Source organism: Halothece sp. PCC 7418 (assembly GCF_000317635.1).
GTDB lineage: Bacteria > Cyanobacteriota > Cyanobacteriia > Cyanobacteriales > Rubidibacteraceae > Halothece.
The window spans coordinates 2,938,919-2,963,295 of record NC_019779.1 but is presented as its reverse complement, the minus strand read 5'-3'; the positions used below and the strand labels follow the sequence as shown (position 1 = coordinate 2,963,295).

Below are 24,377 nucleotides of genomic sequence, written 5' to 3'. Positions count from 1 at the left end.
CTTCGCATGATAGACGGGGCTTTCAGGGTGCTGAAATGAATTCAGCACACAGCCCCTCCTAAAGCCATAATGCTTCGCGCTTTTCGTTTGGAGTTCCAAAGATAAAATCTCTGGGGCAGGTTCAAAGCTGCTCTACTGACCTTGGCTAGGACTAAGCCTAGCTGTATCTCTACTTTTCTCAGAATGTTTGCCGCGGCTTGGGCATCAGCATTAACGATTCTTCCCTGAGAATCTTGATAGCATCCTCTCGTTACTCGCTTTCCTGACGGTTGCCACCTTTCGGGTTTTTCACCGAAGGTCGGTAGCAAATCACGATCTAGAAAAGAGGCTTTTGAGGTATAAGATTCTTCAGTTTCTACAAACTCAATACCGTGTTCCTTTGCTAACTGCTGAATCCGATTTTTTAATTTAGCAGTGGGAATCTGGACAAAGTTCTGATTGTTTTTCTTCCCTATATTGACTCCTTGACGCTGACCTTTATTCCAACCGAAAACGATGATCCCTATATCCTTATTAAGACAGTAGTTAACAACCATTTTCGCCGCTTTATTTACAGCATCTCTAATTTGACGATTTCTTTTTTCTGTGATTCTCGCTAACTCACCATCCCAATAACCTTGAGGCTTTCCTTTCTTGAGAGAAGAGACTCGACGGTGATAATTTTGATTTAGAGATTTAACTTTTTTCCCATCAATGATGAAAGACTCTCCAATGGTGGAAACACAAGTTAACCAATTATCCAAACCTGGATCAACCCCTAGTGCTTCGGTAGAATTAACTGTAGTTTTGACTTCAGGTCTTTCATACACCCATTCGATATAAAACTCTCGGTTTCTAGGAAGGATTCTTAACTCTTTAATGCTCTCCCATTCTAAATTAGAAGGAAAAGGAACAAAAAATTCTGAGAGACCAAACCATGCTTTAATTGTTTTCCCTAAAGGAACTCTAACTTGACCACTCTTTAACTTCAGAGCTTGTTTTGGGTAGGAAGCAACCGCCATTCCTCCTTTATTTCTATAATTGGGAAGTTTAGGATGATTACTAATTTCTCCCTTAAAAAAGGCTTTTCTCAAACCCTTATAGGACTTAAAAGATTCTGCGACGCTTCTAAGAACCTGTTGAGCGCATTGAGAGTAGAGGGCTTTGAAGTTAACTTGTTGTTTTAGGACTTCTTCTGGTTCATATTTTCCAATGATCCGACTTTCATTAAAGAAAGTTTGACGGGCATAATAGATTCCACAATTTGTTAGATTGTTGGCGGTGAGGCAGATATGTTCAAGGACAGGTATTATATTTGAATTAGATTTAACTCGATCCTGTTGGCATCCGTACATGATATATCATTTAATCGGTTAGAATTATTGTAGCATAAATGAATCCAACGGGTGACAATGCAAAAGCAAAGACTGAGTATGCGAGTAGAAGTCTCTAGAATCGAAAAGCTACGACTATACGCAAGGTATAAACGAAAAACTATGACCCAACTAGTTGAAGACTGGATTGATACACGCTTTGCTTCCACAATCAAAAGAGGACACAGGGAGCTAAAGCTCCAATGTGTCATTCATGAGGGGCTGTGTGCGGAGGTTTCCTCCGCACCTTGAAAGCCCCGTCCCTCAATTTGAAATCGAGGGCTTTCTGACTGAATTACTGTAATAATGGATTAGAAACTGATTAATTTTGACTAGCCATACAATCATTACTCACTTAGTAACCGTTATTAGGGCAACAACCGTTCGCCCTTAAGGGTCACCGCTTACCCCTTCATTATGTCGCGAACATCCACCCATTTGATATGACATGAGACTCAAAAAAATCCCCCTTTATCTTGCTTTTGCTGTTCCCTTTACGCTACAAGTTTTAGGGATTGTGGGTTTGGTGGGGTATTGGTCTTATCGCAGTGGACAAAAAGCAGTGGAAGAAATGGCGTATCAATTGACTCGCGAAACGGGACAGCGAGTGACCAATGAATTAGATCATTATCTGGGTCTTACTCATCGGGTCAATCAACTGAATATTGCTGCGTTAGAGTCTGGTACGATTAATGTGAATGACTTAGATGCGCTCCACCGCCACCTAATTGCACAACATCAAGAATTACCAGAAATAACCAGTCTTCATTTGGGTACGCCTGCGGGCGAGTTTTTAGTGGTTCATCGGGTCAGCCCTGCGGAAGTGGAAGCGGGATTGACAAAAATTAAACCGACAGATCTGCCTTTTGAAGTTGGACGTTCTGATCCCGATGATCTGGCGCGATTAAATCTTTACAGTATTAATCAAACTGGAGAAATAACGAGATATTTAAACAGCATTGAAAATCTTGATGTCCGTCAGCGTCCTTGGTATCGTCGTGCAGCAGAAACAGCAACGCCTGGATGGAGTGACCCGTTTCAAATTGGCGCATCCAATCTCCTGACAATCAATGCTTACGCTCCGTTTTATAACGCCTCACAAGATTTAAGAGGAGTTTTTTCAGTCAATGTCAGTCTGGAAACTTTCAGTCACTTTCTGGAGAGTTTATCCGTTGGAAAAAGTGGACAAGTTTTTATTGTCGAACGTAATGGTTTGTTGGTTGCGAATTCGGTTGGGGAATCTTCTTATATTTCTTCTCAAGTAGATTCTAGTCTCAATCAGCCTGGAAATATTAAGTTCCGTCGCCTATCTGCTGAGGAAAGTTCTAATGCTGTTATCCAAAGTGTAACTCAGCAATTAAAGCAGCAATTAGGGAGTCTGACAGAGATTGCATCCTCACAAGAAGTAGAGGTTGAGATTAATCAGTCTAGAACCAGTGAAGAACGGCATTTTCTAGAAGTTGTTCCCTATCAAGATGATTATGGCTTAGATTGGCTGATTGTTACCGTTGTTCCAGAATCAGACTTTATGGGGGCGATTGATGCTAATGTTCAACGGACTGCTGGTTTGTGTGGTTTGGCTTTAGTGGGGTCGTTAGGGTTTGGCTGGTGGAGTTTGCGACGGATCGCGCGATCGCTGCGTGCATTAAATCAGGCAAGTCAAGACATTGCACAAGGGAATTTTCAGACTTCGTTTCCTTCCAGTCAGATCGCAGAAGTGGAAGGACTATCGGTTTCTTTTCGCCAAATGGCATACTCACTACAAATGGCAAAAGCATTCCGTGATCAGTATGAACAAATTTTAGAACAACAGATTGAGAATAAAACAGCAGCACTGAAAGAAAAGAAAGCGCAATTGGAAATTATTACGGACTCGATTCCAGGTTGTATTTCTTATACGGATTCTTCTCTACGCTATCAGTTTGTGAATCAAACCTATGAGGATTGGTTTGACTGTCGCAAAGAGGATATTATCGGACGCAGGATTCCTGATGTAATTGGTCTGGATGCTTATCATCGTGTCGAATCTGATGTGAAACGCGCTCTTGCGGGAGAAACTGTGAGTTATGAAGCAGAGTTAACGTTTCAGAATGGAGAAACCCGCTATGTATTTGAGGTGTTAGTCCCGAATTTTGATCCGACGGGAAACGTTGATGGCTACTATGCAATGATTACTGACATCACCGCCCGTCAAGAAGCGGAAATGGCTCTACAAGAAACCACAAAGGAACTAGAAGCCCTCCTAGACAACGCCCCAGCAACAGTTAGTCTTTTCGATGCGAATGGGTGTTATTTACGAGTGAATCCTGCTGTGGCTCAGGTGCTCGGTGTTCCCCAGTCTGAGATAATTGGGAAAACCTTTGCCGATTTTTTCCCAGAAGCAACGGTGAGGCTCTTTCAGTCTCGCATCCAAACCCTGATGGAAACTCAGCAACCGCTACAAGTGGAAGATGAAGTGATCAGCGCTAATGGAAATCAGATCATCTTTGAGTCGATCTTATTTCCGATTATTAATGAGGAAGGGGAAGCAGCTAAATTTTGCGCGATCGCGCAGGATGTTACGGAACGCAAACAAGCCGAAATTAAGTTAGAAACCAAAACACAAGAGTTAGATCGCTTTTTCTCCCTCGCTTTAGATCTCCTCTGTATTGCGAACACTGATGGCTATTTCCTGCGTTTAAATCGTCAATGGGAACAAACCCTCGGCTATTCTTTATCAGAGTTAGAAGGCGCACGATTTGCAAATTATGTTCATCCCGATGACTTAGACAGTACCCTTGCAGCCCTTAATCATTTAAAAGAAGGGGGAGAAATTATCAACTTTGTTAATCGCTATCTGTGCCAAGATGGATCTTATTGTTGGATTGAGTGGCGAGCCGTCCCCTCAGGGAACTTAATTTATTCTGCAGCGAGAGAGATCACGGAGCGTAAAGAAGTCGAAGCTGAACTCAGGGCTGCTAAAGAAACCGCAGAAATGGCTGCTCAGACTAAAAGTGAGTTTCTTGCCACCATGAGTCATGAAATTCGCACGCCGATCAATGGTGTGATTGGAATGTTACACCTTTTACAAGATACTGAACTGACATTTCAGCAGCGATCGCAGCTTGAGATTGCTCAATCGAGTGCAACGTCCCTACTCGGAATTATTAATGACATTCTCGATTTCTCAAAAGTTGATTCTGGCAATTTGAAATTAGAAACGGTAGAGTTTGATTTGATTGCACTCTTAGAAGACTTTGCCAAAACCATGGCACTTCCCGCTCAAGAGAAAGACTTAGAACTGATCTTAGATGTTAGTCAGATTCAACAGCCTGTTGTCAAAGGCGATCCCTCACGGTTACGGCAAATTTTCACCAACCTTGTCAGTAATGCTATTAAATTTACCCAAGCAGGGGAAATCTTAATCAAATGTTATCTGGAAACCGTAGGCGAACAACTCAGACTGATCGGAATCGTTAAAGATACGGGAATGGGAATCCCAGAAGACAAGCAAGGGAGTTTATTTGACCCCTTTACCCAAGCAGATGCGAGTACCACACGCCAATATGGGGGAACAGGTTTAGGGCTTGCGATTGTAAAAAGACTCTGTGATTTAATGGATGGCGCGATCGCGCTGGAAAGTAAACTTGATGAAGGCAGTTGTTTCACCTTTACTGTCACCCTAGAAGCTAGCACCGCCCAACCCACACTCACAAGGGATCTGCAAGGCTTAAGCATTTTAGTGGTCGCTGAAAATGGGGCAACCCAACAAGCACTTTCCCGTCAACTGCAAGCATGGGGCGCAACCGTCAGCACTGCTTCCGATTCTGCAACCGCGCTTTCCTTATGTTCTCAATTTAGGGAAACTCCACCCTTTGCAATTGCCATATTGGACTCCAATCTTCCTGATTTAGAAGTACAGGATTTGATCCAACAGTGGCAAGCCGATTCCCGTTTACAGAGCATGGCAATTGTGATGATGATGGCAATTAATCAGGTTAACCAGTCTCACTCATTAACCCATCTCGGGATGAGAGCAACAGTAACCAAACCAGTTGTCCCTTCTCAGTTATGGCAGGTTTTAACCCAGTTATCTGAAAATCAAACAACCCTGACTCAACCCGTTTCTACTTCGCAAACAGTCATCCCATCCCCTCAACTCAAATCAAACTCCTGTGTGCTCGTTGTCGAAGATAATCGTGTCAATCAATTGGTGATCCAAGGGATGCTCAAAAAATACCCCTTGCAGGTTCAAATTGCTCATGATGGTTTGGAAGCCTTAGTGATGCTACAAAAATCCCATTACGATCTGGTGTTCATGGATTGTCAGATGCCCAACATGGATGGTTATGAAGCTACTCGTCAAATTCGAGCGGGTAAACACAATCAAACGATTCCGATTATTGCGATGACGGCTTATGCAATGGTAGGAGACAAAGAGAAATGTTTAGCAGCAGGAATGAATGATTATGTCAGTAAACCGATTGCTGTGGAACAGGTCAAGGCAGTCTTAGAACAATGGTTAACCGAGCATGAAACCCCTGCCCTTGATCCGAAAGCATTTCAAGAACTTTTAAACGCTGTCGGAGAAGATGATTCCGAAATCATTTTAGAAATTTTACAGGAATTTGAGGAAAATCTCACACAGTTAATTGAGAGGATTCTAGAAACAACAGAAGCAGAAGATTCCTTAGCCTTACAAAACGCAGTTCATACCCTGAAAGGGACAAGTGCAACCATGGGCGCGTTGGGCTTACGGGATTATTGTCAAGAAATCGAAAGGATCATCAAAATGGGAAACCTCCCAGATTCCCAATTAATCGAAGCCTTAAAAGAAGAAAGTAAACAGGTTGAGAAAGCCCTCATCACTAAAATTAAATACTATAGCACTACACTTGCGCTATAACCGTCAAGCTGAGTGGGATGAGGAGGTCAAAGCAGCGATCATCATCTGTTGGTTAGATTGAAAGTGGCATTCAATCTCATTGCCTCATTCACCAAAAAGCAAATATGGAAAGTCTTGATTATGAAACGCCCTTGGAATGTTTGGTTGCTGAGTTTAAGCCTCGCTTTTATCCCCACTGTTGCTTGGAGTGAAGCCACGGAAGAGTCTTCTCCACAAGAGAAACCAGAAATAACAGTGGTAGAAGACAATGAATTACTTCCTGATTTGACAGGAGAAGAGTATGATTATTTGGCAACCTTAATGAAAGCCGATCAACTCTATCAAGCGGGAAAAAAAGACAGCGCGATCGCGCTTTATCAAAAAGTAAAACCCCCTTTCCCCTCCCAAACCAATAACTCTTCCCGCCAGGCTTACACTGATGTTTCTGACCTCCCTCCCGATGGAAAAGTGTATTGGAGATATGGGGAAGCCGAATTTAATCCTAAACTGAAAAGCAAAACCCTTGCACCTTTAGCCTTACTCGTCGAAAAACATCCCAGCTTTATGCCAGGTCATCTTCGTTATGCAGAAGCGTTAGTTTATTTTGACCAAACTGAAGCAGGGATTGAGCATCTCGAAAGTGCAGTTTCTCGTTATCCTCAACAATTAACCTTAGTCGAAGCTCTCCTTCCCCTCTATGAAGAAAATGAACAATGGTTAAACGCCTCTCTCACCGCCCGTCAATTTGCTTTACTCAATGCAGAACATTCTAAAGCCGATTACTACAGCACCCTTGCTGATCAGCATTTAGAAACCTATGAAAGGAACTTAAGAATCAGTTTACGGGAAAATGCCTTTGCTAGCATCATTACAGGGGCTTTAGGCTTTGCTTTAACGGGGAGTTTAGCTGGTCCTCTCTCCGCAATTGAGACCACTGCTTTGCTTTTACAAGGAGAGTCAGCCGTCGGGGATCGGATCTCCAATCGTCTCGAAGAAAACCTCCCCTTACTCGAAGATGAGGAAGTCAAGGAATATGTAACCGAGATTGGGAAAACTGTCACTCAATATTCAGGACGAGATAGTTTTGACTATGAATTTCATATCATTATGGATGAAAACTTAAATGCGTTTGCCCTTCCTGGTGGTAAAGTTTTCATCAATGCAGGTGCAATTTTAAAGACTGAGTCCGAAGCAGAATTAGCAGGATTAATTGCTCATGAAATTGCTCACGCTGTCCTTTCTCATGGCTTTCAGTTAGTGACCGAAGGGAATGTTTTAGCCAATGTCAGTCAGTTTGTTCCTTATGGGGGAACAGCAGCCAACTTAATTGTTCTCAATTATAGTCGGAAAATGGAGCGACAAGCCGATGCCTTGGGGACTCGCCTCTTAGCTAGTAGCAAGTATGCAGCCGATGGGGTTTATAACTTGATGGTTGCTTTAGAAAAAGAATATCAAGACCAATCACGTCCCCCAGTCTGGCTATCCACTCACCCCAACACAAAGGAAAGAGTGGAGAACATCAAAACACAAATTCTAGAGAATGGTTATGATCGCTATCGGTATGAAGGCATCGCCCGCCATTTACAAATCCAAGAAAAAACCGCAGAATTATTAGCTGAATATCAAGCTCAAGAAGGCGATGAAAACTCAGAAGATTAATCCTTTTCTCCAGTTACAACAAGAGACCCTAACCGCTTGGTTATTCCTTGCCCCAGCTTTAATTTTACTCACGATTTTTGTCTTTTATCCCATTGGCTACTTGTTGTATTTAAGTTTCACAACGGGGAGTTTTACGAGAGAAGGCACAGAATGGATTGGGATCAGAAACTATCTCCGTTTGGTTGTCAATCCTGATTTTTGGCAAGTCATTGGCAATACTGTTTATTTCACCATCGCAACCGTTATTCCCAGTTTAATTTTACCCTTAATAATTGCAGTCTTACTCAATCAATCCGTTGCGTTGCGAGCTCTTTTAAGGACTGCTTATTTTCTTCCTTCCATTACCTCTTTAGTAGCGGTTGGTTTAGGGTTTCGTTGGCTATTTCAAAATCAAGGTCCCGTCAATGAGCTATTAATTACACTCGGTTTTGATCCGATTCCTTGGCTCAATAGTACCCTCTGGGCCATGCCTGTTTTAATTATTCTTAGTACCTGGCAGCAAATTGGGTTTAATATGGTTGTATTTTTAGCAGGATTACAAGCCATTCCGCAAATGCGATATGAAGCAGCGGAGTTAGATGGGGCTGACGGCTTGGCAAAATTTTGGTATGTGACATTACCCGGTTTACGTCCTACTTTAGTTTTTACAACCATCACCACATTAATTTTCACATTGCGTAGTTTTGAACAAGTTTATGTGGTTACTGGCGGAGGTCCGCTTAATTCAACTAATCTTTTAGTTTATTATATTTATCAGGAAGCCTTTGCTCGTTTTGATTTTGGTTATGCAGCAGCAGCAGCAACGGTGTTATTAATGGTGACGTTATTGTTAGTTTATTTCCAACTTCGCAGTTGGGGAGAAGAGAATTAATTATTTAATGATGGCAAAAGACGATTTAATTGAAATTGGAACAATTGTCTCCGCACACGGCATTAAAGGAGAGGTAAAAGTTTATACTGATTCTGATTTTCCAGAACGCTTTGAGAAGCCTGGAAAACGTTTATTGCAACGCCCTAATCAGACAAAATTGGATTGGGTGACAATCAAGCGCGGTTATTATTTGCCAGGTAAGAAACTTTATGTGGTTAGGTTTGAAGAAATTACAGATCGCAATCAAGCTGAGGAATTAAAAAAAAGTAAGTTATTTGTAGAAAAGCGCGATCGACCTCAGTTGGAAGAAAATGAATATCATGTGGATGACTTGATCGGTTTAGCTGTGATTGACCAAGAAACGAGGGGAAAAATAGGTCAGATCGTGGATATTTATCCCGCAGGTAATGATTTGTTAGTGGTTGATTTAGAAACTGAATTTCTAGCCCAACATTTCCCAGACAAGTCACCCGAAAAAAGCCAGGTTTTAATTCCCTTTGTCACCGATATTGTTCCCGTTGTTGATCTTCCTGAAGGAGAATTAGAAGTAACCCTTCCTCCTGGTTTATTAGCGTTATAGGGCTACGAGCTAGTAGGATTGCTATATACCAATTCTAAATATTGAAAGATGGCGGTTGAGAAAAAGACTAAATAACGAATGACTGATGACTCATTTTTCAGAAGAATGGTAGTTTAAAAAGGAAATATCAGTCTAAAAGAAAATCATCCAATCTTGAAACTCCTCTGTCTCAGCAATGGTCATGGTGAAGATGTTATCGCAGTTCGTATTCTTACCGCGTTACGTCAGCAAGACCCATCCGTAGAAATTGCTGCTTTACCCATTGTTGGCAACGGATCCGCCTATCACCGATCGCGCATTCAGTTAATTACCCCTGGCAAAACCATGCCCTCTGGCGGGTTTATTTACATGGATGCGAAAGAACTTTGGCGAGATGTTCGCGGTGGGCTGATTGCTCTTACCTTAGCACAACTGAAAGCTGTCCGACGGTGGGCGAAACAAGGAGGAATCATTCTTGCGGTGGGAGACATTGTTCCCTTATTATTTGCTTGGTTGAGTGGAACAGATTACATTTTTGTGGGAACAGCGAAATCTGAGTATTATTTACGGGATGAGGTGGGCTGGTTACCGAAAACCTCTAATTTTGAACGAAAATTGGGTTCAGTGTATCTCCCGTGGGAACGCTGCTTGATGAAAACTCGCCGTTGTCGTGGAGTCTTTCCTCGGGATAGGTTAACCACACAAGTCTTGCAACAGTTTAAGATTCCCGCTTATGATTTTGGCAATGCGATGATGGATGGGATTGTCCCAGAATCCCCCATGACTGAACAATCCGATTGGCAGCGATCGCTGCGGATTTTACTCCTTCCCGGTTCACGATCTCCCGAAGCAGAACGAAACTGGGAACTGATTTTAGATGCAGTGGAAAGTATGATCCGACGAGAAGGTAAGCGTCGCTTATCTTTTTTCAGCGCGATCGCGCCTAGCCTAAATTTAGATCCGTTTTGTGAAGCATTACAAGCCCGAGGATGGCATCCTAATCCGAATCCCTCCACTGCAACCGTGATTCAAGATCAACAAGGCTTAGCCTTCCAGCAAGGCGTTACACCATTACTTTTGACACAAAATGCTTATCATAGCTGCTTACTGGCTTCTGATCTTGCCATTGCCATGGCAGGAACGGCAACGGAACAGTTTGTCGGTCTAGGGAAGCCTGTTATCACCTTTCCTGGAAATGGCCCCCAATATACCCCTGCTTTTGCTGAAGCGCAAACTCGCTTACTGGGTGCATCGGTGATTCTTGTGAAAAAGCCATCCCAAGCTGCTGATGTCTTTCAGGAATTATTCACAGACCCTGATCGCTTACAACTCATCGCTGATAATGGGAAACAGCGTATGGGAAAACCTGGCGCTGCCTCTCGTATTGCAGACCATCTATTAAGTCTGGGGTAAAAAACCGATTTTAGAAGGCGCATGAATCGATTAACGACTCGGTTTGGTTAGTAAACCCCAAATAAAGATAATCGCGATCGCGCCCAGAACTGCGGTCACAATCCCCGATAAGCTAAAACTCCCAACGGCGGGACTGGGAATGTCTAAAAAGTCTTGCAGTTTTTCACCAATCCAACCGCCCACTAAAGAACCCAGAATCCCTAATGCCATTGTCCCGATGAGTCCAGTATTTTGTTCCCCTGGATAAATGGCTTTCGCGATCGCGCCGGCGATCAGTCCTAAAATTGCCCAAGTAATAATTCCCATCGTTATCTTGATCGATTTAACATCATTAATCCACAGCGCGATCAGACTCTAGTTGGGCTACTTTGAAATCATGAGGAGACTAGTTGACTTCCCACCAACCAAAGGCAGGACCGACTAGTCGAATCGTAACCCAATAGACAACTAAAACGCCAATGCCAATCCACGCCCCGCGAGTCGTCCAACTTACAAAGCGTTCTCCATCTTTTTTGCTAATTCCCAACCAAGGCATTAACTTTTTCTCTTGACCGTACTTGTCCCCTAAAGCATCTTTGCGACGTTTTGACTCGCCCATAACTCACTCCCGTTTTCCAATGAATGGCTACGCCTTAATTTTATTCTAACGATAGTTCGTAATTTGCAAAGGAACTGAATAATCAGTTTGTTTAAGCCATTGAATCACCTGTTGCAAATCATCTTTAGATTTACTGGAAACGCGAACACTATCCCCTTGGATAGAAGGCTGAACTTTTTTAAATTCGTTTTTAATTTTTTTGGTAATTTCTTTAGCGAGTTCTTTATCAATTCCCCGCTTCAAAGTAATCACTTGACGCACCCGATTCCCGCTTGCAGATTCAACCGTGCCATAGTCAAAGATTTTTTGGGAAAGATTGCGTTTGGCTGCTTTATTCCGCAGAATATCGTGAACGGTATCGAGAGTAAATTCACTATCAGTATTCACTGTCACTGCATCCTCCCTCAGTTCAAGACTGGTTTGAGAATCTTTCAGATCATAGCGATTTTCAATTTCTCTCCGCGCTTGATCAACTGCATTAACCATTTCTTGATGATCAAAGTCGCTGACAATATCAAAGGTGTAGTTAGAAGCCATAACACAAGTGAGGGTAAATCTACAAAAAGAAATTAAATTGAGGCGTTAATTTCGAGAATACTCAGCCCATATAAAACTAGGCTACTGAGTGAACCTAAAGCAAACATGAACGATCGCGCTAGGGCAATATTGGCAATATAAAACATGGGATAGAAGAAACGCCCCACTAAATAGGCAACACCAGCCCAAAAAGCCAATTGAGAGTCAACCGCCGTCACATAAGCCATAATTGCTGCTGGAGCGTAAAACGTAAAGGATTCAAAGGCATTTTGGTGCGCCCAAGTTGCCCGTTGCGCATAAGAGGGTAATTTCTCAAACATGGCACGGGGGGCTTGGTAATCATACCCGATTTGCAAACGCCCCCACACCACAACTAAGTATGGAAAATAAATCAAAACTGCCCCGCCTGCAAGAGAATAAAGGAGCACAGCCTGAGTGGAAGTTACCATCATTAAAGTTAATCGAAATAGAATAACGTCACCAGTTTACGGTCTTCTTCTGCTTCTTCACAAGTTTTAAGCAGCGTGTGGCTGTCATGAAAGGCGAAACAGATCAATTGCTGACAGCGAGAAATTATTTCTCGGTTACATAAAGCACTGGCTTCCCCCAGAGAGAGTTCATCTTGTTCTGGGTTTTCTACTAAATGAATCACTTGCTCAAGTTGATCTCGGGACTCCTTCGGTTGCTGCTTCAGGCTTTGCGGAAGAATCACCGTTAAGAGGTTTGGATCAGCACGCATTGCCCCCTTAATCACAGCAGAATTTGTTCCTGTTGCACCCGAGGTGACGAGGCGATTTCCGCCTAAAACTAAGGCATAACTCATCATTTCAATCAGTTGTTGATGAGTTATAGGAACATGACGAGAACCAAGAATAGCGATTCGTTTAGAACCAGTTTGTTGGATAGCTGCCAGTTCTTGGGTTAGGGTGTCGAGTTGGATGGGTTCAGTAGTCGATTGAGTCAAAGACGCTTACACTTGCCTAGATTGACCTTTGTCATTTTACCAGATCTAGAATGAATTGGCGCGAATTTTCTTTTTTTTCTTAACCGAGTCGCACCAAGATCTGATCTCGACTCTCCGCTAGAATGGGATCGTCTTAGAAGCTAAAATATAACCGCGAGTGATTGCTTTGATGTTGGTTGTTCTCGCCAATCAGCAAGGAAAAGCCAATTAGATTTTTCTCAAGACTCCTAGCACTCGTTGTCAAACCTAATCTAAACGAAAAATTAAAATGTCTAGTGTAGAATCTCCTGTAAGCCTGGAACAATCTGAACCCATTAAACTGCCAAAAACGAGCGAGTCAGACCAACTGAAGCGGATTCGCCACACAGCTTCTCACGTGATGGCGATGGCGGTGCAACGGCTGTTTCCGGATGCACAAGTGACCATTGGTCCTTGGACGGAGAATGGATTCTACTATGACTTTGATAAACCCGAACCCTTTACCGAACAAGACTTAAAAGCCATCAAAAAAGAGATGGTGAAAATCATCAAAAAGAAATTACCTGTGATTCGGGAAGAAGTCAGTCGTGAAGAAGCCCAAAAACGGATTGAACAATTGCAAGAACCCTACAAACTGGAAATTCTCAGTGATATTGAAGGTGCTCCGATCAGTATCTATCACTTAGGAGACCAATGGTGGGATTTGTGCGCGGGACCTCACGTGGAAACCACAGGGGAGATTAATCCGAAAGCGATTGATATTGAAAGTGTCGCTGGGGCGTATTGGCGTGGAGATGAAAATAATCCCCAACTGCAACGGATTTATGGCACCGCTTGGGAAACCCCAGAACAGCTTGCTGAATATAAACGACGGAAAGAAGAAGCCCTGAGACGGGATCATCGTCGTCTGGGGAAAGAACTGGGACTGTTTTTATTTAATGATACCGTGGGTCCAGGTTTACCGTTATGGACTCCGAAAGGAACCATGTTACGGACGCTGTTAGAGGACTTTCTGAAGCAAGAACAACTCAAACGCGGTTATTCTCCTGTTGTGACTCCCCATATTGCCAGAGTGGATTTATTCAAAACTTCGGGACACTGGCAAAATTATCATGAGGATATGTTTCCGTTAATGGCGGAAAACGAACAAGCAGCAGCAGAGGAACAAGGGTTTGTTCTCAAACCCATGAATTGTCCGTTTCATATTCAAATCTATAAAAACGACCTCCATTCCTATCGCGATCTTCCCATTCGTCTGGCTGAGTTTGGAACGGTTTATCGTTACGAACAATCTGGAGAGTTAGGCGGATTAACTCGTGTCCGAGGCTTTACGGTTGATGACTCGCATTTGTTTGTAACCCCAGAACAACTTGATAATGAGTTTCTTGAGGTGGTGGATTTAATTCTCTCTGTATTTAATCGTCTCCATTTAAAGAATTTCAAGGCGCGATTAAGTTTCCGCGATCCCGAATCGGACAAATATATTGGTTCAGATGAAGCCTGGAATAAGGCAGAAAAGGCCATTCGCCGTGCGGTTGAAAAATTAGGAATGGACTATTTTGAAGGCATTGGGGAAGCAGCGTTTTATGGTCCGAAACTGGATTTTATTTTCCAAGATGTTCTGGAACGGGAATGGCAACTGGGAACGGTACAAGTGGATTATAACCTCCCTGAACGCTTCGATTTGACCTATATGGCAGAAGATGGGACAAGAAAGCGTCCTGTTATGATTCATCGCGCCCCCTTTGGTTCCGTGGAACGCTTGATTGGGATTTTAATCGAACAGTATGCGGGTGATTTCCCGTTGTGGTTAGCCCCCGAACAAGTGCGGTTATTACCAGTTAGTCAGGAACAGTATGAGTTTGTGCAACAAGTCGCAACGCAAATGCAGCAAGCTGGCATTCGAGCCCAAGCGGATCTCAGTGGAGAACGCTTAGGAAAGTTAATCCGCAATGCTGAGAAGCAAAAAGTTCCTGTGATGGCGGTTGTCGGTGCGAAAGAAGTAGAAGGAAATAGTTTGAGTGTCCGCACTCGGGCTTCTGGTGAGTTAGGAGGTATGGACGTTGCAGAAGTGACCGCGAAACTACAAAGCGCGATCGCGTCTTATGAAGATTTCTAGGGGATTAACTAACGGGAATTTTCAGCAATTCCCGATATAACTCTTTGGGATAGTCCACAATTCCTTCTTTATGATAGGTTTTAATCACTGTGATTAAATGACAGATAAAATCGGCATTTTGGAGCGCAATTTCATAACTGAGTTCAGCACTGCCATTAAACTGTAGGCGAAAGCGAGTTTGTTCTAAGGGAAGAGAAGAAATCGTCCATGTGGAAACAAATGGAATCGGTTTGCCACCTTCAATCGGTCGTTGTCCTTCTAATCTTCCCTCCTTATATAAACTAATCGCTAAAGGTAACCAGCTTTTCTCTTTTGGAGCATAAGGACTATAGGGAATAACTGCTTCTCTGCCAACCGGTTTTAAGTTTTCAATGGACATATTGGGTTTCCAAAATCAGTAGTTTCCAACAAAAGGAGCAGGACAACGAACAAAGATGTTTCCTACTCATTATCTATGTTAAGCGTCAGGTTTCACTTCTCCAACGAGGATGGTAAGCACCAATGTCAAAACTTCTCGTTAAGATAGATGAAGATGTAAAGAAATGTAACGAAAATGGAAGGCAAAGTTATTGTTATCGTTGGGGCAACAGGCGGAATTGGCTCAACCCTGACTCATTATCTCTCAGAAACTGGGGCAAATCTGGTTTTAGCAGCAAAAGAGAGTGCCAAGTTATCCGCATTAGTCTCTCAGTTATCCGTAGCGGAAAGAGTGTTGAGTGTCCCCACTGATATCACTGATCCAGAACAAGTGAAAACCTTAATGGAAAAGACGATCGCGCAGTTTGGTCAAATTGATGTCCTTGTCAATGCAGCAGGCGCAGGGATTCTCAAACCTCATCAAAAAATTGAACCCAGCGATCTTGATCAAATGCTGGATCTAAACTTAAAAGGGAGTTTCTACACCTCCCAAGCAGCAGCAGATGTCATGCGCCAGCAAAAATCAGGGCAAATTTGTAATATCATTGGCATTTTAGGGAAACACCCCATGGCGATGGGAAGTGCTTACTGTGCCTCTAAATTTGGGGCTGTGGGCTTTAGTAAATGTCTCGCGGAAGAACTCAAACGCTATGGGGTTAAAATGACCTTATTCTACTTTGGTGGCGTGAATACGCCGTTTTGGGATCAAGCTGGCTTAAAAGTGGATCGGGAAAAAATGCTGAGTGCAGACACCGCAGCACAAGCGATTTTATTTGCGCTGCAAGCCGAACCCAATGCAGTTCCCACAGAAATAAACATCCAACCTGATAATCATTTATTTTTCTAGGAAAACCTGTATCCTATCCGGAGGGAGATCAAAAAAAACTGAGGCTTCACATCAATGCAGATTGATCAGATTCACTTTTATCTGGACAACGCTTCCCAGTGGCGCGATTGGTTTATTGCTCAGATGGGGTTTGAAGCCATTGCGTCTGGAAACAGCGACCCCAACACCCTTGTGGAAGTGGTTAAAAGCGGGGCTGCAGAATTCTTGCTGTACTCCCCGCAAAATGACAAAAGCCCAGTTGCGGATTACCTGAAACATCACCCTCCAGGAGTCGCAGCCATTACCTTTGCTGTTTCTCAACTTGAAGACTATCTTTCTCAAGGACTGCGCTCCCATGTTACCTTTCTGCAACCTCTACAAACCATTCAAACAGACCTGGGTTGCCTGAAATGGTGTCAAATTTCAGGGATGACAGGGCTAATTCATACCTTAGTGGAACGGACGGGAAAAACGCCACTATTGCCTTCCCGTCCGCACTGGCTGCAAAAATCTCCAGTGACTTCAGCACGAGGATGCTATTTTACAGGGATTGATCATTTGGTGTTGAATGTTCCTCAGGGGGAATTAAAGCCAACGGTTGAGTGGTATGAACGGATCTTTGGTTGGCAGCGTAAACAAGCCTTTTCTATTGCAACAGCGCGATCGGGCTTGCATTCGCAGGTTTTGGTCTCACCAAACGGTGCTGTGCAGTTTCCCATTAACGAACCCAGTTCTGATCACTCCCAAATTCAAGAATTTCTTGACTTTAATCGTGGCGCTGGCATTCAACATATTGCCCTGAGTACGCCGAATATAACGGCGGTGACCCTAAAACTCAAACAGCAAGGGGTCTCATTTTTAAGAGTCCCAGAAACCTATTATCGGGAATTACAAGAAAGATTTCGGGAATTGCCTTTTTCGGAGTCGGAATGGGCCCATCTTCAAAAGGCTCAAGTTTTAGTGGATTGTGAAGCGCAAGAGGAAGATTCCTCGAATTTAGATTCCTCGCGAAGACCATTACTCTTACAGATTTTTACACAACCTATTTTTGCAGAACCGACCTTCTTTTTTGAATTAATTGAACGGCGCGATCGCGCTCAAGGGTTTGGAGAGGGAAATTTCCGCGCTCTCTTCGCAGCCATTGAACGAGAACAACAGGAGAGAAGATGACCGAGGGAGAGGGAAACAAGGAAACTGGAGGCAAATGTGAGGAGGTTAACTCAAAACGGAAGGTGCTTGGGCGTGACCGTTGGTCAGTAAGGCTTCTCCCCAACTCTCCCTCTCCCTAACTCCCTCTCAAGAGAGACTAGCTGGTGGTTGTTTCCACCCGTCCGTAGAAGATACCGCGAATTTTAACGTCTTCCGGTTCTTGCGCCCCTAAATCAGTATCTGAGGGCTGCTCACTTTCAAACGTTCCTGCGATTTCACCTGTGACTTCATCTACTTTTTCGATTTGTAAAGAAATGTGACCTTTTTCTTCTGAGAAGCGACTCACGCTTTTCTTATTCGCTCTTTCATAGTCTTCATCATCCGCTTGGGCGGGAAGCGCGATCGCGTTGTCATAACCGCTTGCAACCCCCCGTCCTTTTGGATCAAGGAACAGCGCACCGCGATAAGAAGGAACTTTAAAGTCACCCTCAAAATCAGTAGAGGTATTGATATTTTCTAGACCGCGTTCAGTTTGAGCGGTTAATCCTTTCACTGTGAACAAGAAAGGAATCTGTTCACCCCCAGGAAGTTGTACTGTAATTGGTTGAAAATCAATCCCGTCAATTTCTTGGAACAAAAATTGTCCGTCTTCAGTAAACTTCAAATTGGCAATAATTTGATCCAAACTTGATGTTGAACGAGTGAGCAATTTCCCAGGAACAAATTCTGCTTCACGACGTTTATTTTCGGGTTCTTCTTTGACATAAAACTCTGTCGGTTGCAGACACATATCTTTAATTTTATAGGTCGTATCTGTACTGACCTCAATCGTCCCGCGTCTGCTGGAAGCAAGGCGAGGACATTTATTTGCTAATCCCGTTCCTAAAACCTGATCATAAGTCAGTTGGCTTTTATCAACATATTCGCTCGGCTCTTCCGCGCAAGCCGTTAATAAACCTAAACACAGCGCCAGGACAGTGGCAATAATTGAACGATATCTCATAATTTGTCTTGATTCCTTTCTTGAAAAACTCTCCGCTACAGCAATTTGAAAGTTGCGCCCCATTGGCAATTTCAGAGTAAAGACAAAGCATGATGCTTGATCTTTATTTTTCTTATCTTTTCTCGGTCAAATCCTCATCTGGATCAGATGATGGTAAGTTTGAATTAACACGAGGGCGCATTTGTGCCCGTGTTTGTTGCCAATGAGATTCAGAGGAGTATCGCCAAAATCTTACGATAACCAAAAAACTCATTGAACATCCAATTAGGCATTGTACACTCTAGAGTTGCTTTTCCTCGCAAGGAAAGTGTCGAAGGCCCTTTAATATTAAGTTTTGTAAATTAATTAAGAGATGGATGATCAGACAAATCAAAAGTTAACTGAGGACGCAGACCGCGTCAAAGGACTCATTTTAGAAACCGCTCAAGAGTATAAGGAAGACTGCTTGGCTTTGTTGATGCTATTACGGGTTTTAGAACAGGTTCATTGGCAAATCAGGGAAAGATTATTTCATCCTGCGCTTCCCGATACTCGCAATGAATTGTATCAACTTCTGCGCGATATTGAAGAAAATGGAGGCTGGCCCTATATTGAACGGATGAAGCTGCGATCGCTGCTGATTCATTTAGAACTGAGTGAGGAGAAATCCCCGCCAGACCCTTCTTCATGGCAAGATGAATCATGGTAGGATAGCAATGATTGGCACTTCTCCTAATTTTGAATAGTTATGCCGTTTACCCCTGCTCCGATTCAATTTGGTACTGATGGCTGGCGCGGTGTCATTGCTGCCGATTTCACTTTTGCCAGAGTTTGCCACTTAGCCCCGATTGCAGCGCAAGTCTTATCAGAATCTTACAGTCACTTAGCAGAAAATCGCCTAGTCATTGTTGGGTATGATCGCCGTTTCCTCGCGGAACAGTTTGCTCAAGCTGCGGCAGAAGCGGTGCAAGCTGCGGGATTTGATGTCTATCTTGCCAACACCTATGCCCCAACTCCTGCTCTGAGTTGGGCGGTGAAAGCCAATTCAGCACTGGGGGCGTTAGTCTTAACTGCGAGCCATAATCCTGCTGAATATTTAGGATTGAAGGTAAAGGGAGCTTTTGGCGGATCGGTGACGCGGGAATTAACAGCGAAAATTGAATCTCGTTTGCTCTCTTCAGAAACCCCGAGCACAGAAACCCAAGGCGAGTTAGAAAGGTTTAACCCTTGGGATAGTTATGCTCAAGTTCTCGCTTCCAAGGTGGATCTTGATCGCATTCAAGATGCAATCAAACAAGGGAAATTGGGGATTTTTGCGGATGTGATGCACGGTGCAGCAGCAGGAGGGTTATCTCGTTTTCTGGGAGAAGGTGTCATAGAAATTAACGGAGATCGTGATCCGTTGTTTGGAGGTAATCCCCCAGAACCGCTTCCCGCTTATATTCCAGACTTATTCCGAGCAATTAATCAGGCCAAACAACGTAATCAATATCCGCTACGAGTAGGATTAGTTTTTGATGGCGACAGCGATCGCGTTGCTGCTGTTGATGGGGAAGGAAACTTTTTAAGCTCTCAAGTGCTGATCCCGATTTTAATTCAGCATCTGGTGCAGCATCATGGCTTTAGTGGAGAAGTCGTCAAAACGGTTAGTGGCTCGGATTTAATTCCCCTCATTGCTCAACAGTATCAACAACCGCTCTACGAAACCCCCATTGGCTATAAATATATTGCGGAACGGATGTTAGAAACCCCTGTGCTAGTGGGAGGAGAAGAGTCTGGAGGCATTGGTTACGGAACGCATATTCCAGAGCGAGATGCCCTTTTATCAGCATTGTACGCGATCGAAGCGGTTGTGGTTGCGGAAAAAGATTTAGGAAGGCTTTATCAAGATCTACAAGCCCAAGTGAGATTCTCTTCTGCTTATGATCGCATTGATTTGCCCCTAGCCAACGAAGAAGCCAAACAACGAGTACAAACAATGCTCGACGCTGATCCCCCCAATCAAATTGCAGAACGAACCGTAACAAGCTGTCAAACCGTTGATGGTTATAAATTCCGTCTCGAAGATAACAGTTGGTTATTAGTGCGCTTTAGTGGTACAGAACCCCTGCTCAGACTTTACTGTGAAGCAACCGATCAGCCAAGTGTGCGCACCATCTTAAATTGGGCAAAACAATGGGCAAGTTCGCTTTAACTAGCTTAACTTGTCTTCTAACTGAGAGACTCGTTGTTTGAGGTGAGTCAGACTGGTTTTCCACTCTGCTTGTTCATCACTGACACTAGCAAGATGGTCTTCCAGTTGAGGAAAGGTATGAACTAACTGTTCATATTCACTTTGAAGATGTTGTAATGTTGTCTGGATGCTATTGGGATCGCAGCTATCTTCCACACTAGAGAGACGTTCACTCAGTAATTGGGCGGTTTGCTGATATTCCTGATGAAGTTTCGCTCGGGTTTCCCCGAGTTGTTCTGATAAACTGGCAATTTGGTGAGTATGGGCGGTGAGTTGGTCTTTAAAGGTTTTCACCTGTTTTTGATAAGTTTCTTGATGCGTGTTCACTTCTAAAGCAATTGTAGAAAGTTGACTGGTGAAGTTATACAGCATCTCAGAATGTTCTTGTAAGCGTTGATCCAGTTTCCCTATGGTTTCTGCTAAATTTTGCACCACAGTTGCTTGTTGTTGAAGTTGAGAAGCTACTGAGTCTAGAGTTTGAGTCCCATCTTCTTGTTGAGTTTGCACTTGTTCCAATTGAGTCTGTTGGAGATGTTTGAGATGGTGTAACTGTTGTTGTCGATTGAGTAAATTGAGAATCACTGTAGCACTCAAGGGAGTGACAGCCCAGATGAGTTTTTGGGACGCAATAGCAACGATGCTTCCAGCGACAGAGGCAGCTAATGCAGTATATTCGGCAAATTGTAAGGCTTGTTGGGAGGAAGAGTGATTTTGATTCATGATTGAAAGTTTCTGTGGCGCGATCGAGACATAACTCTATTATCGCTTGGTTGTGGAAGGTAAGAAGATGTTGCTTTTTTCATCTGCTAAGCTAAGGCAATCAAGAACTAATTTCAAACAAAAATTCCCCCTTCCTTCCAAGGAAGAGGGAAAATTTTTCAGTGATGGATCAGTGAAAATTAACTGTTGATTTCAGGTGCTTTCATGGCAACTGGGGTGGCTTCACCAGCAGCTAAGTCTAAGGGGAAGTTGTGGACGTTACGCTCGTGCATCACTTCAATTCCTAAGTTAGCGCGGTTGAGGACATCAGCCCAAGTCTGAAGAACACGACCTTGGCTATCTAAAACAGACTGGTTGAAGTTAAAGCCGTTGATATTAAAGGCGAAAGAGGAAACTGCCATGGCAGCAAACCAGATGCCAATTACGGGCCAAGCAGCGAGGAAGAAGTGGAGGCTACGGCTGTTGTTGAAGCTGGCATATTGGAAGATTAGGCGACCAAAGTAGCCGTGTGCTGCAACAATGTTATAGGTTTCTTCTTCTTGTCCGAATTTGTAGCCGTTGTTTTGACTTTCGTTTTCGGTGGTTTCACGAACTAAGCTGGAAGTGACGAGAGAACCGTGCATGGCGGAGAAAAGCGCACCGCCAAAGACACCAGCAACTCCAATCATGTGGAAGGGGTGCATTAAGACATTGTGCTCAGCTTGCAATACAAACATGAAGTTGAATGTCCCACTAATGCCTAAGGGTAAACCATCAGAGAATGATCCTTGTCCAATGGAATAGACGAATAAGACAGCAGTTGCAGCAGCAACGGGAGCAGAAAAGGCAACTGCAATCCAAGGACGCATTCCGAGACGATAGGACAGTTCCCATTCCCGTCCCAGATAAGCAAAAATTCCAATTAAGAAGTGGAAGATGATGAGTTGGTAAGGACCACCGTTATAAAGCCATTCTTCCAAAGTTGTCGCTTCCCAGATGGGATAGAAGTGTAAGCCAATGGCATTGGAAGTTGGGACAACAGCAGCCGTGATGATGTTATTTCCGTAAAGGAGAGAACCCGCAACTGGTTCGCGCACGCCATCAATATCTACGGGAGGGGCTGCAATAAACGCAATGATGAAGCAGGTGGTTGCAGTTAAGATCGTCGGAATCATCAGAATACCAAACCAACCGATATAAAGGCGGTTTTCGGTGCTGGTGACCCATTGACAAAATCGTTCCCAGAGATTCTGGCTTTGCTGTTGTTGAAAGGTGGTTGTCATACTTTAATCACTCCGTTGAATCCAATACAAAAGATGTTGTCTAATCAAGAGTACATATTCACTATATAACTATTTAGTTAATAATGCAAGGGGTTGAGCCAAAAAAATTAGGGAAATGCGCGATCGCGCTTCAAGTCGATTCGATAAGCCCTGTGTGAGCAAGTGAGATGGTCAGGGGCATTCTGTCGCCGTGGGAGTGTTAAGGGGCCATAGGAATCAAATGCGACAGATCAGTTCCCCTGCTTTTTTAGAAAATTTCACATTTTCCCTGTAATCGACGGGACAATCAATGACTGTGGGGACATTTTGCGATTGGGCTTCCTTTAAAGTTGGGATCAAATCAGCAACTGATTCCACGCGATAGCCTTTTAAGCCCATACTGTCTGCAAATTTGACAAAATCAGGATTACCAAATTCAATAAAAGAAGACGCTCCGAAATGATTCATTTGTTTCCAGCCAATTAAACCATAGCCACTGTCGTTAAATATAAGAGTGACAAAATTAGTACCCACTCGTAACGCCGTTTCTAGTTCTTGGCAATTCATCATAAAGCCTCCATCTCCCGTTACTGCCACCACATTCTGCTCGGGATATAACAGTTTGGCTGCTAATGCGCCTGGAATGCTAATTCCCATTGCTGCAAAACCGTTGGAAATGAGGCAAGTATTGGGGGATTCACAGTGATAATGTCGTGCCATCCACATTTTATGAGCCCCCACATCAGAAATCACAATATCTTGCGCTCCCATCACTTGTCGCAGATCATAAATGATTTTTTGGGGCTTAATCGGAAACTCCTCGTCATGGGCATAAAACTCATAATCAGCACGAATTTCGGAGCGGACATTAGCAAAAATGGGAAGCGGTTTTCCGTCTCGATGCACTTGTTCTATAATCTGATCCAGAGAATTGCCAATATCACCGACGACTTCACCCAATGGAATATAGCTACTGTCAATTTCTGAGGCAGTTTCAGCAATATGTAAAATTGGAGTTGTGCCGTTAGGATTCCAACGCTTTGGCGAGTATTCGATTAAGTCATATCCGATGGCAATCACTAAATCGCTTTGTTCAAAAGCACAACTAATAAAGTCTCGTTGTTGTAAGCCCACTGTCCATAGGGAAAGGGGATGGGTATAAGGAATTGCTCCTTTTCCCATAAAGGTATTGACAACAGGAATATTTAAACGAGTGGCGAATGTGGTCAGTTGTTGGGCTGCTTGGGAACGAATCACGCCATTGCCAGCGAGAATCACTGGATTATCTGCCTTACTGATGACCTCTGCTGCTTTTTCAATACTGCCAGAAGAGGCATAAATTTGTTCTCGTCCATCTTTAGCGAGGGGAAGCCCCTCAGCAGGCATCGCTGCAATATTTTCTGGTAAATCGATATGAACCGCACCAGGTTTTTCTTGCTGAGCAATTTTAAAGGCACGACGGAGTAATTCTGGGGTTGTATTGGGTCGGACGATTTGCTTGTTCCATTTTGTAACTGGTGCAAACATCGCAACTAAATCAAGATATTGATGAGATTCAATGTGCATCCGATCCGTTCCCACTTGACCCGTAATCGCAATCAGGGGAGCCCCATCGAGATTCGCATCAGCAACTCCTGTCATTAAGTTGGTTGCACCGGGTCCCAATGTTGATAGACAAACTCCTGCTTTTCCTGTGAGTCGTCCATAAACATCTGCCATGAAGGCTGCTCCCTGTTCATGGCGGACAGTAATAAACTGGATGGAAGAGTCTTTTAGGGCTTCGAGGAGATCAAGATTTTCTTCTCCAGGCAGTCCAAAAATATATTCTACGCCTTCATTTTCTAAGCATTTGACTAATAATTCAGCAGTATTCATATCAATTGACCTATGTTTT

Annotated in this window: 21 protein-coding genes; 10 read left to right on the top strand and 11 right to left on the bottom strand. The window is 43.5% G+C overall.

Features of this window, described 5'->3' with window-relative positions; all coding sequences use genetic code 11:
• Positions 1–41 precede the first annotated feature (41 nt).
• Positions 42–1,334 carry an RNA-guided endonuclease TnpB family protein gene (locus tag PCC7418_RS13475; protein ID WP_015226737.1) on the bottom strand — a complete coding sequence of 431 codons (1,293 nt, stop codon included), beginning with the start codon at positions 1,332–1,334 and terminating at the stop codon, positions 42–44.
• Between the two features lie 466 nt (positions 1,335–1,800).
• On the opposite strand from PCC7418_RS13475, the gene PCC7418_RS19460 reads away from it, so the two are divergent.
• From PCC7418_RS19460 to PCC7418_RS13440, 5 genes are all read left to right on the top strand, one after another.
• Entirely contained in the window at positions 1,801–6,237 is a 4,437-nt protein-coding gene (locus PCC7418_RS19460) for a PAS domain-containing protein (protein ID WP_015226736.1), read from the top strand.
• Positions 6,238–6,357: 120 nt separating this feature from the next.
• Positions 6,358–7,875 carry a M48 family metallopeptidase gene (locus PCC7418_RS13455; RefSeq protein ID WP_015226735.1) on the top strand — a complete coding sequence of 506 codons (1,518 nt, stop codon included), beginning with the start codon at positions 6,358–6,360 and terminating at the stop codon, positions 7,873–7,875.
• Entirely contained in the window at positions 7,856–8,746 is an 891-nt protein-coding gene (locus PCC7418_RS13450) for a carbohydrate ABC transporter permease (protein WP_015226734.1), read from the top strand. The genes PCC7418_RS13455 and PCC7418_RS13450 overlap by 20 nt, the downstream gene beginning before the upstream one ends.
• Positions 8,747–8,753: 7 nt before the next feature.
• A complete protein-coding gene (gene rimM, locus PCC7418_RS13445; protein WP_015226733.1) occupies positions 8,754–9,326 on the top strand; it encodes a ribosome maturation factor RimM in 573 nt (190 codons plus the stop codon).
• Between the two features lie 153 nt (positions 9,327–9,479).
• Entirely contained in the window at positions 9,480–10,718 is a 1,239-nt protein-coding gene (locus PCC7418_RS13440; protein WP_015226732.1) for a lipid-A-disaccharide synthase-related protein, read from the top strand.
• A 30-nt stretch (positions 10,719–10,748) separates the two neighbouring features.
• On the opposite strand, the gene PCC7418_RS13435 is transcribed toward PCC7418_RS13440, so the two are convergent.
• From PCC7418_RS13435 to PCC7418_RS13415, 5 genes are all read right to left on the bottom strand, one after another.
• The gene (locus PCC7418_RS13435; RefSeq protein ID WP_015226731.1) at positions 10,749–11,024 is read right to left on the bottom strand and encodes a GlsB/YeaQ/YmgE family stress response membrane protein; all 276 of its coding nucleotides are present in this window, start codon (positions 11,022–11,024) and stop codon (positions 10,749–10,751) included.
• A gap of 79 nt (positions 11,025–11,103) precedes the next feature.
• Complete coding sequence (locus PCC7418_RS13430; protein ID WP_015226730.1) at positions 11,104–11,316, bottom strand: DUF2839 domain-containing protein; 213 nt, start codon at positions 11,314–11,316, stop codon at positions 11,104–11,106.
• Positions 11,317–11,361: 45 nt separating this feature from the next.
• Complete coding sequence (locus PCC7418_RS13425) at positions 11,362–11,853, bottom strand: YajQ family cyclic di-GMP-binding protein (protein ID WP_015226729.1); 492 nt, start codon at positions 11,851–11,853, stop codon at positions 11,362–11,364.
• A 32-nt stretch (positions 11,854–11,885) separates the two neighbouring features.
• Positions 11,886–12,302, bottom strand: a complete 417-nt coding sequence (locus tag PCC7418_RS13420) for an MAPEG family protein (protein WP_041596267.1) — start codon at positions 12,300–12,302, stop codon at positions 11,886–11,888.
• A gap of 8 nt (positions 12,303–12,310) precedes the next feature.
• Positions 12,311–12,817 (bottom strand): hypothetical protein, encoded by a 507-nt coding sequence (locus PCC7418_RS13415; RefSeq protein ID WP_015226727.1) that lies wholly within the window; start codon positions 12,815–12,817, stop codon positions 12,311–12,313.
• Between the two features lie 268 nt (positions 12,818–13,085).
• On the opposite strand from PCC7418_RS13415, the gene thrS reads away from it, so the two are divergent.
• Positions 13,086–14,915, top strand: a complete 1,830-nt coding sequence (gene thrS / locus PCC7418_RS13410; RefSeq protein WP_015226726.1) for a threonine--tRNA ligase — start codon at positions 13,086–13,088, stop codon at positions 14,913–14,915.
• A 4-nt stretch (positions 14,916–14,919) separates the two neighbouring features.
• On the opposite strand, the gene ebsA is transcribed toward thrS, so the two are convergent.
• On the bottom strand, positions 14,920–15,294 hold the full coding sequence (gene ebsA, locus PCC7418_RS13405) for a type IV pilus biogenesis protein EbsA (protein WP_015226725.1): 375 nt from the start codon (positions 15,292–15,294) through the stop codon (positions 14,920–14,922).
• Positions 15,295–15,468: 174 nt separating this feature from the next.
• Here ebsA and PCC7418_RS13400 point away from each other — a divergent pair, with 174 nt between their 5' ends.
• Positions 15,469–16,179, top strand: a complete 711-nt coding sequence (locus PCC7418_RS13400) for an SDR family oxidoreductase (RefSeq protein ID WP_015226724.1) — start codon at positions 15,469–15,471, stop codon at positions 16,177–16,179.
• Between the two features lie 54 nt (positions 16,180–16,233).
• The gene (gene hppD, locus PCC7418_RS13395; protein ID WP_015226723.1) at positions 16,234–17,328 is read left to right on the top strand and encodes a 4-hydroxyphenylpyruvate dioxygenase; all 1,095 of its coding nucleotides are present in this window, start codon (positions 16,234–16,236) and stop codon (positions 17,326–17,328) included.
• 136 nt (positions 17,329–17,464) lie between these two features.
• Here the strand turns inward: hppD and PCC7418_RS13390 are convergent, their stop codons facing one another.
• Positions 17,465–18,310: a photosystem II manganese-stabilizing polypeptide gene (locus tag PCC7418_RS13390; RefSeq protein ID WP_041596665.1), complete on the bottom strand. Its 846-nt coding sequence runs from the start codon at positions 18,308–18,310 to the stop codon at positions 17,465–17,467.
• A gap of 352 nt (positions 18,311–18,662) precedes the next feature.
• Here PCC7418_RS13390 and PCC7418_RS13385 point away from each other — a divergent pair, with 352 nt between their 5' ends.
• Together PCC7418_RS13385 and PCC7418_RS13380 are read left to right on the top strand one after the other, a co-directional pair.
• The gene (locus tag PCC7418_RS13385) at positions 18,663–18,998 is read left to right on the top strand and encodes a hypothetical protein (RefSeq protein WP_015226721.1); all 336 of its coding nucleotides are present in this window, start codon (positions 18,663–18,665) and stop codon (positions 18,996–18,998) included.
• Between the two features lie 39 nt (positions 18,999–19,037).
• Positions 19,038–20,483, top strand: a complete 1,446-nt coding sequence (locus tag PCC7418_RS13380; protein ID WP_015226720.1) for a phosphoglucomutase/phosphomannomutase family protein — start codon at positions 19,038–19,040, stop codon at positions 20,481–20,483.
• Here PCC7418_RS13380 and PCC7418_RS13375 read toward each other — a convergent pair whose 3' ends face one another.
• The 3 genes from PCC7418_RS13375 to PCC7418_RS13365 form a co-directional block, all read right to left on the bottom strand.
• Positions 20,484–21,242 carry a hypothetical protein gene (locus PCC7418_RS13375; protein WP_015226719.1) on the bottom strand — a complete coding sequence of 253 codons (759 nt, stop codon included), beginning with the start codon at positions 21,240–21,242 and terminating at the stop codon, positions 20,484–20,486.
• A gap of 179 nt (positions 21,243–21,421) precedes the next feature.
• Positions 21,422–22,504 carry a photosystem II q(b) protein gene (gene psbA / locus PCC7418_RS13370; protein WP_015226718.1) on the bottom strand — a complete coding sequence of 361 codons (1,083 nt, stop codon included), beginning with the start codon at positions 22,502–22,504 and terminating at the stop codon, positions 21,422–21,424.
• 216 nt (positions 22,505–22,720) lie between these two features.
• Positions 22,721–24,358, bottom strand: coding sequence for an acetolactate synthase large subunit (locus PCC7418_RS13365; RefSeq protein ID WP_015226717.1), 1,638 nt, complete (start codon positions 24,356–24,358; stop codon positions 22,721–22,723).
• Positions 24,359–24,377: the final 19 nt, after the last annotated feature.

Bases quoted from the DNA above. Each gene is read 5' to 3' on its own strand.
- PCC7418_RS13475 (WP_015226737.1), bottom strand. From the start codon at position 1,334: ATGTACGGATGCCAACAGGATCGAGTTAAATCTAATTCAAATATAATA.
- PCC7418_RS19460 (WP_015226736.1), top strand. From the start codon at position 1,801: ATGAGACTCAAAAAAATCCCCCTTTATCTTGCTTTTGCTGTTCCCTTT.
- PCC7418_RS13455 (WP_015226735.1), top strand. From the start codon at position 6,358: ATGAAACGCCCTTGGAATGTTTGGTTGCTGAGTTTAAGCCTCGCTTTT.
- PCC7418_RS13450 (WP_015226734.1), top strand. From the start codon at position 7,856: ATGAAAACTCAGAAGATTAATCCTTTTCTCCAGTTACAACAAGAGACC.
- rimM (WP_015226733.1), top strand. From the start codon at position 8,754: ATGATGGCAAAAGACGATTTAATTGAAATTGGAACAATTGTCTCCGCA.
- PCC7418_RS13435 (WP_015226731.1), bottom strand. From the start codon at position 11,024: ATGGGAATTATTACTTGGGCAATTTTAGGACTGATCGCCGGCGCGATC.
- PCC7418_RS13430 (WP_015226730.1), bottom strand. From the start codon at position 11,316: ATGGGCGAGTCAAAACGTCGCAAAGATGCTTTAGGGGACAAGTACGGT.
- PCC7418_RS13425 (WP_015226729.1), bottom strand. From the start codon at position 11,853: ATGGCTTCTAACTACACCTTTGATATTGTCAGCGACTTTGATCATCAA.
- PCC7418_RS13420 (WP_041596267.1), bottom strand. From the start codon at position 12,302: ATGGTAACTTCCACTCAGGCTGTGCTCCTTTATTCTCTTGCAGGCGGG.
- thrS (WP_015226726.1), top strand. From the start codon at position 13,086: ATGTCTAGTGTAGAATCTCCTGTAAGCCTGGAACAATCTGAACCCATT.
- ebsA (WP_015226725.1), bottom strand. From the start codon at position 15,294: ATGTCCATTGAAAACTTAAAACCGGTTGGCAGAGAAGCAGTTATTCCC.
- PCC7418_RS13400 (WP_015226724.1), top strand. From the start codon at position 15,469: ATGGAAGGCAAAGTTATTGTTATCGTTGGGGCAACAGGCGGAATTGGC.
- hppD (WP_015226723.1), top strand. From the start codon at position 16,234: ATGCAGATTGATCAGATTCACTTTTATCTGGACAACGCTTCCCAGTGG.
- PCC7418_RS13390 (WP_041596665.1), bottom strand. From the start codon at position 18,310: ATGAGATATCGTTCAATTATTGCCACTGTCCTGGCGCTGTGTTTAGGT.
- PCC7418_RS13385 (WP_015226721.1), top strand. From the start codon at position 18,663: ATGGATGATCAGACAAATCAAAAGTTAACTGAGGACGCAGACCGCGTC.
- PCC7418_RS13380 (WP_015226720.1), top strand. From the start codon at position 19,038: ATGCCGTTTACCCCTGCTCCGATTCAATTTGGTACTGATGGCTGGCGC.
- PCC7418_RS13375 (WP_015226719.1), bottom strand. From the start codon at position 21,242: ATGAATCAAAATCACTCTTCCTCCCAACAAGCCTTACAATTTGCCGAA.
- psbA (WP_015226718.1), bottom strand. From the start codon at position 22,504: ATGACAACCACCTTTCAACAACAGCAAAGCCAGAATCTCTGGGAACGA.
- PCC7418_RS13365 (WP_015226717.1), bottom strand. From the start codon at position 24,358: ATGAATACTGCTGAATTATTAGTCAAATGCTTAGAAAATGAAGGCGTA.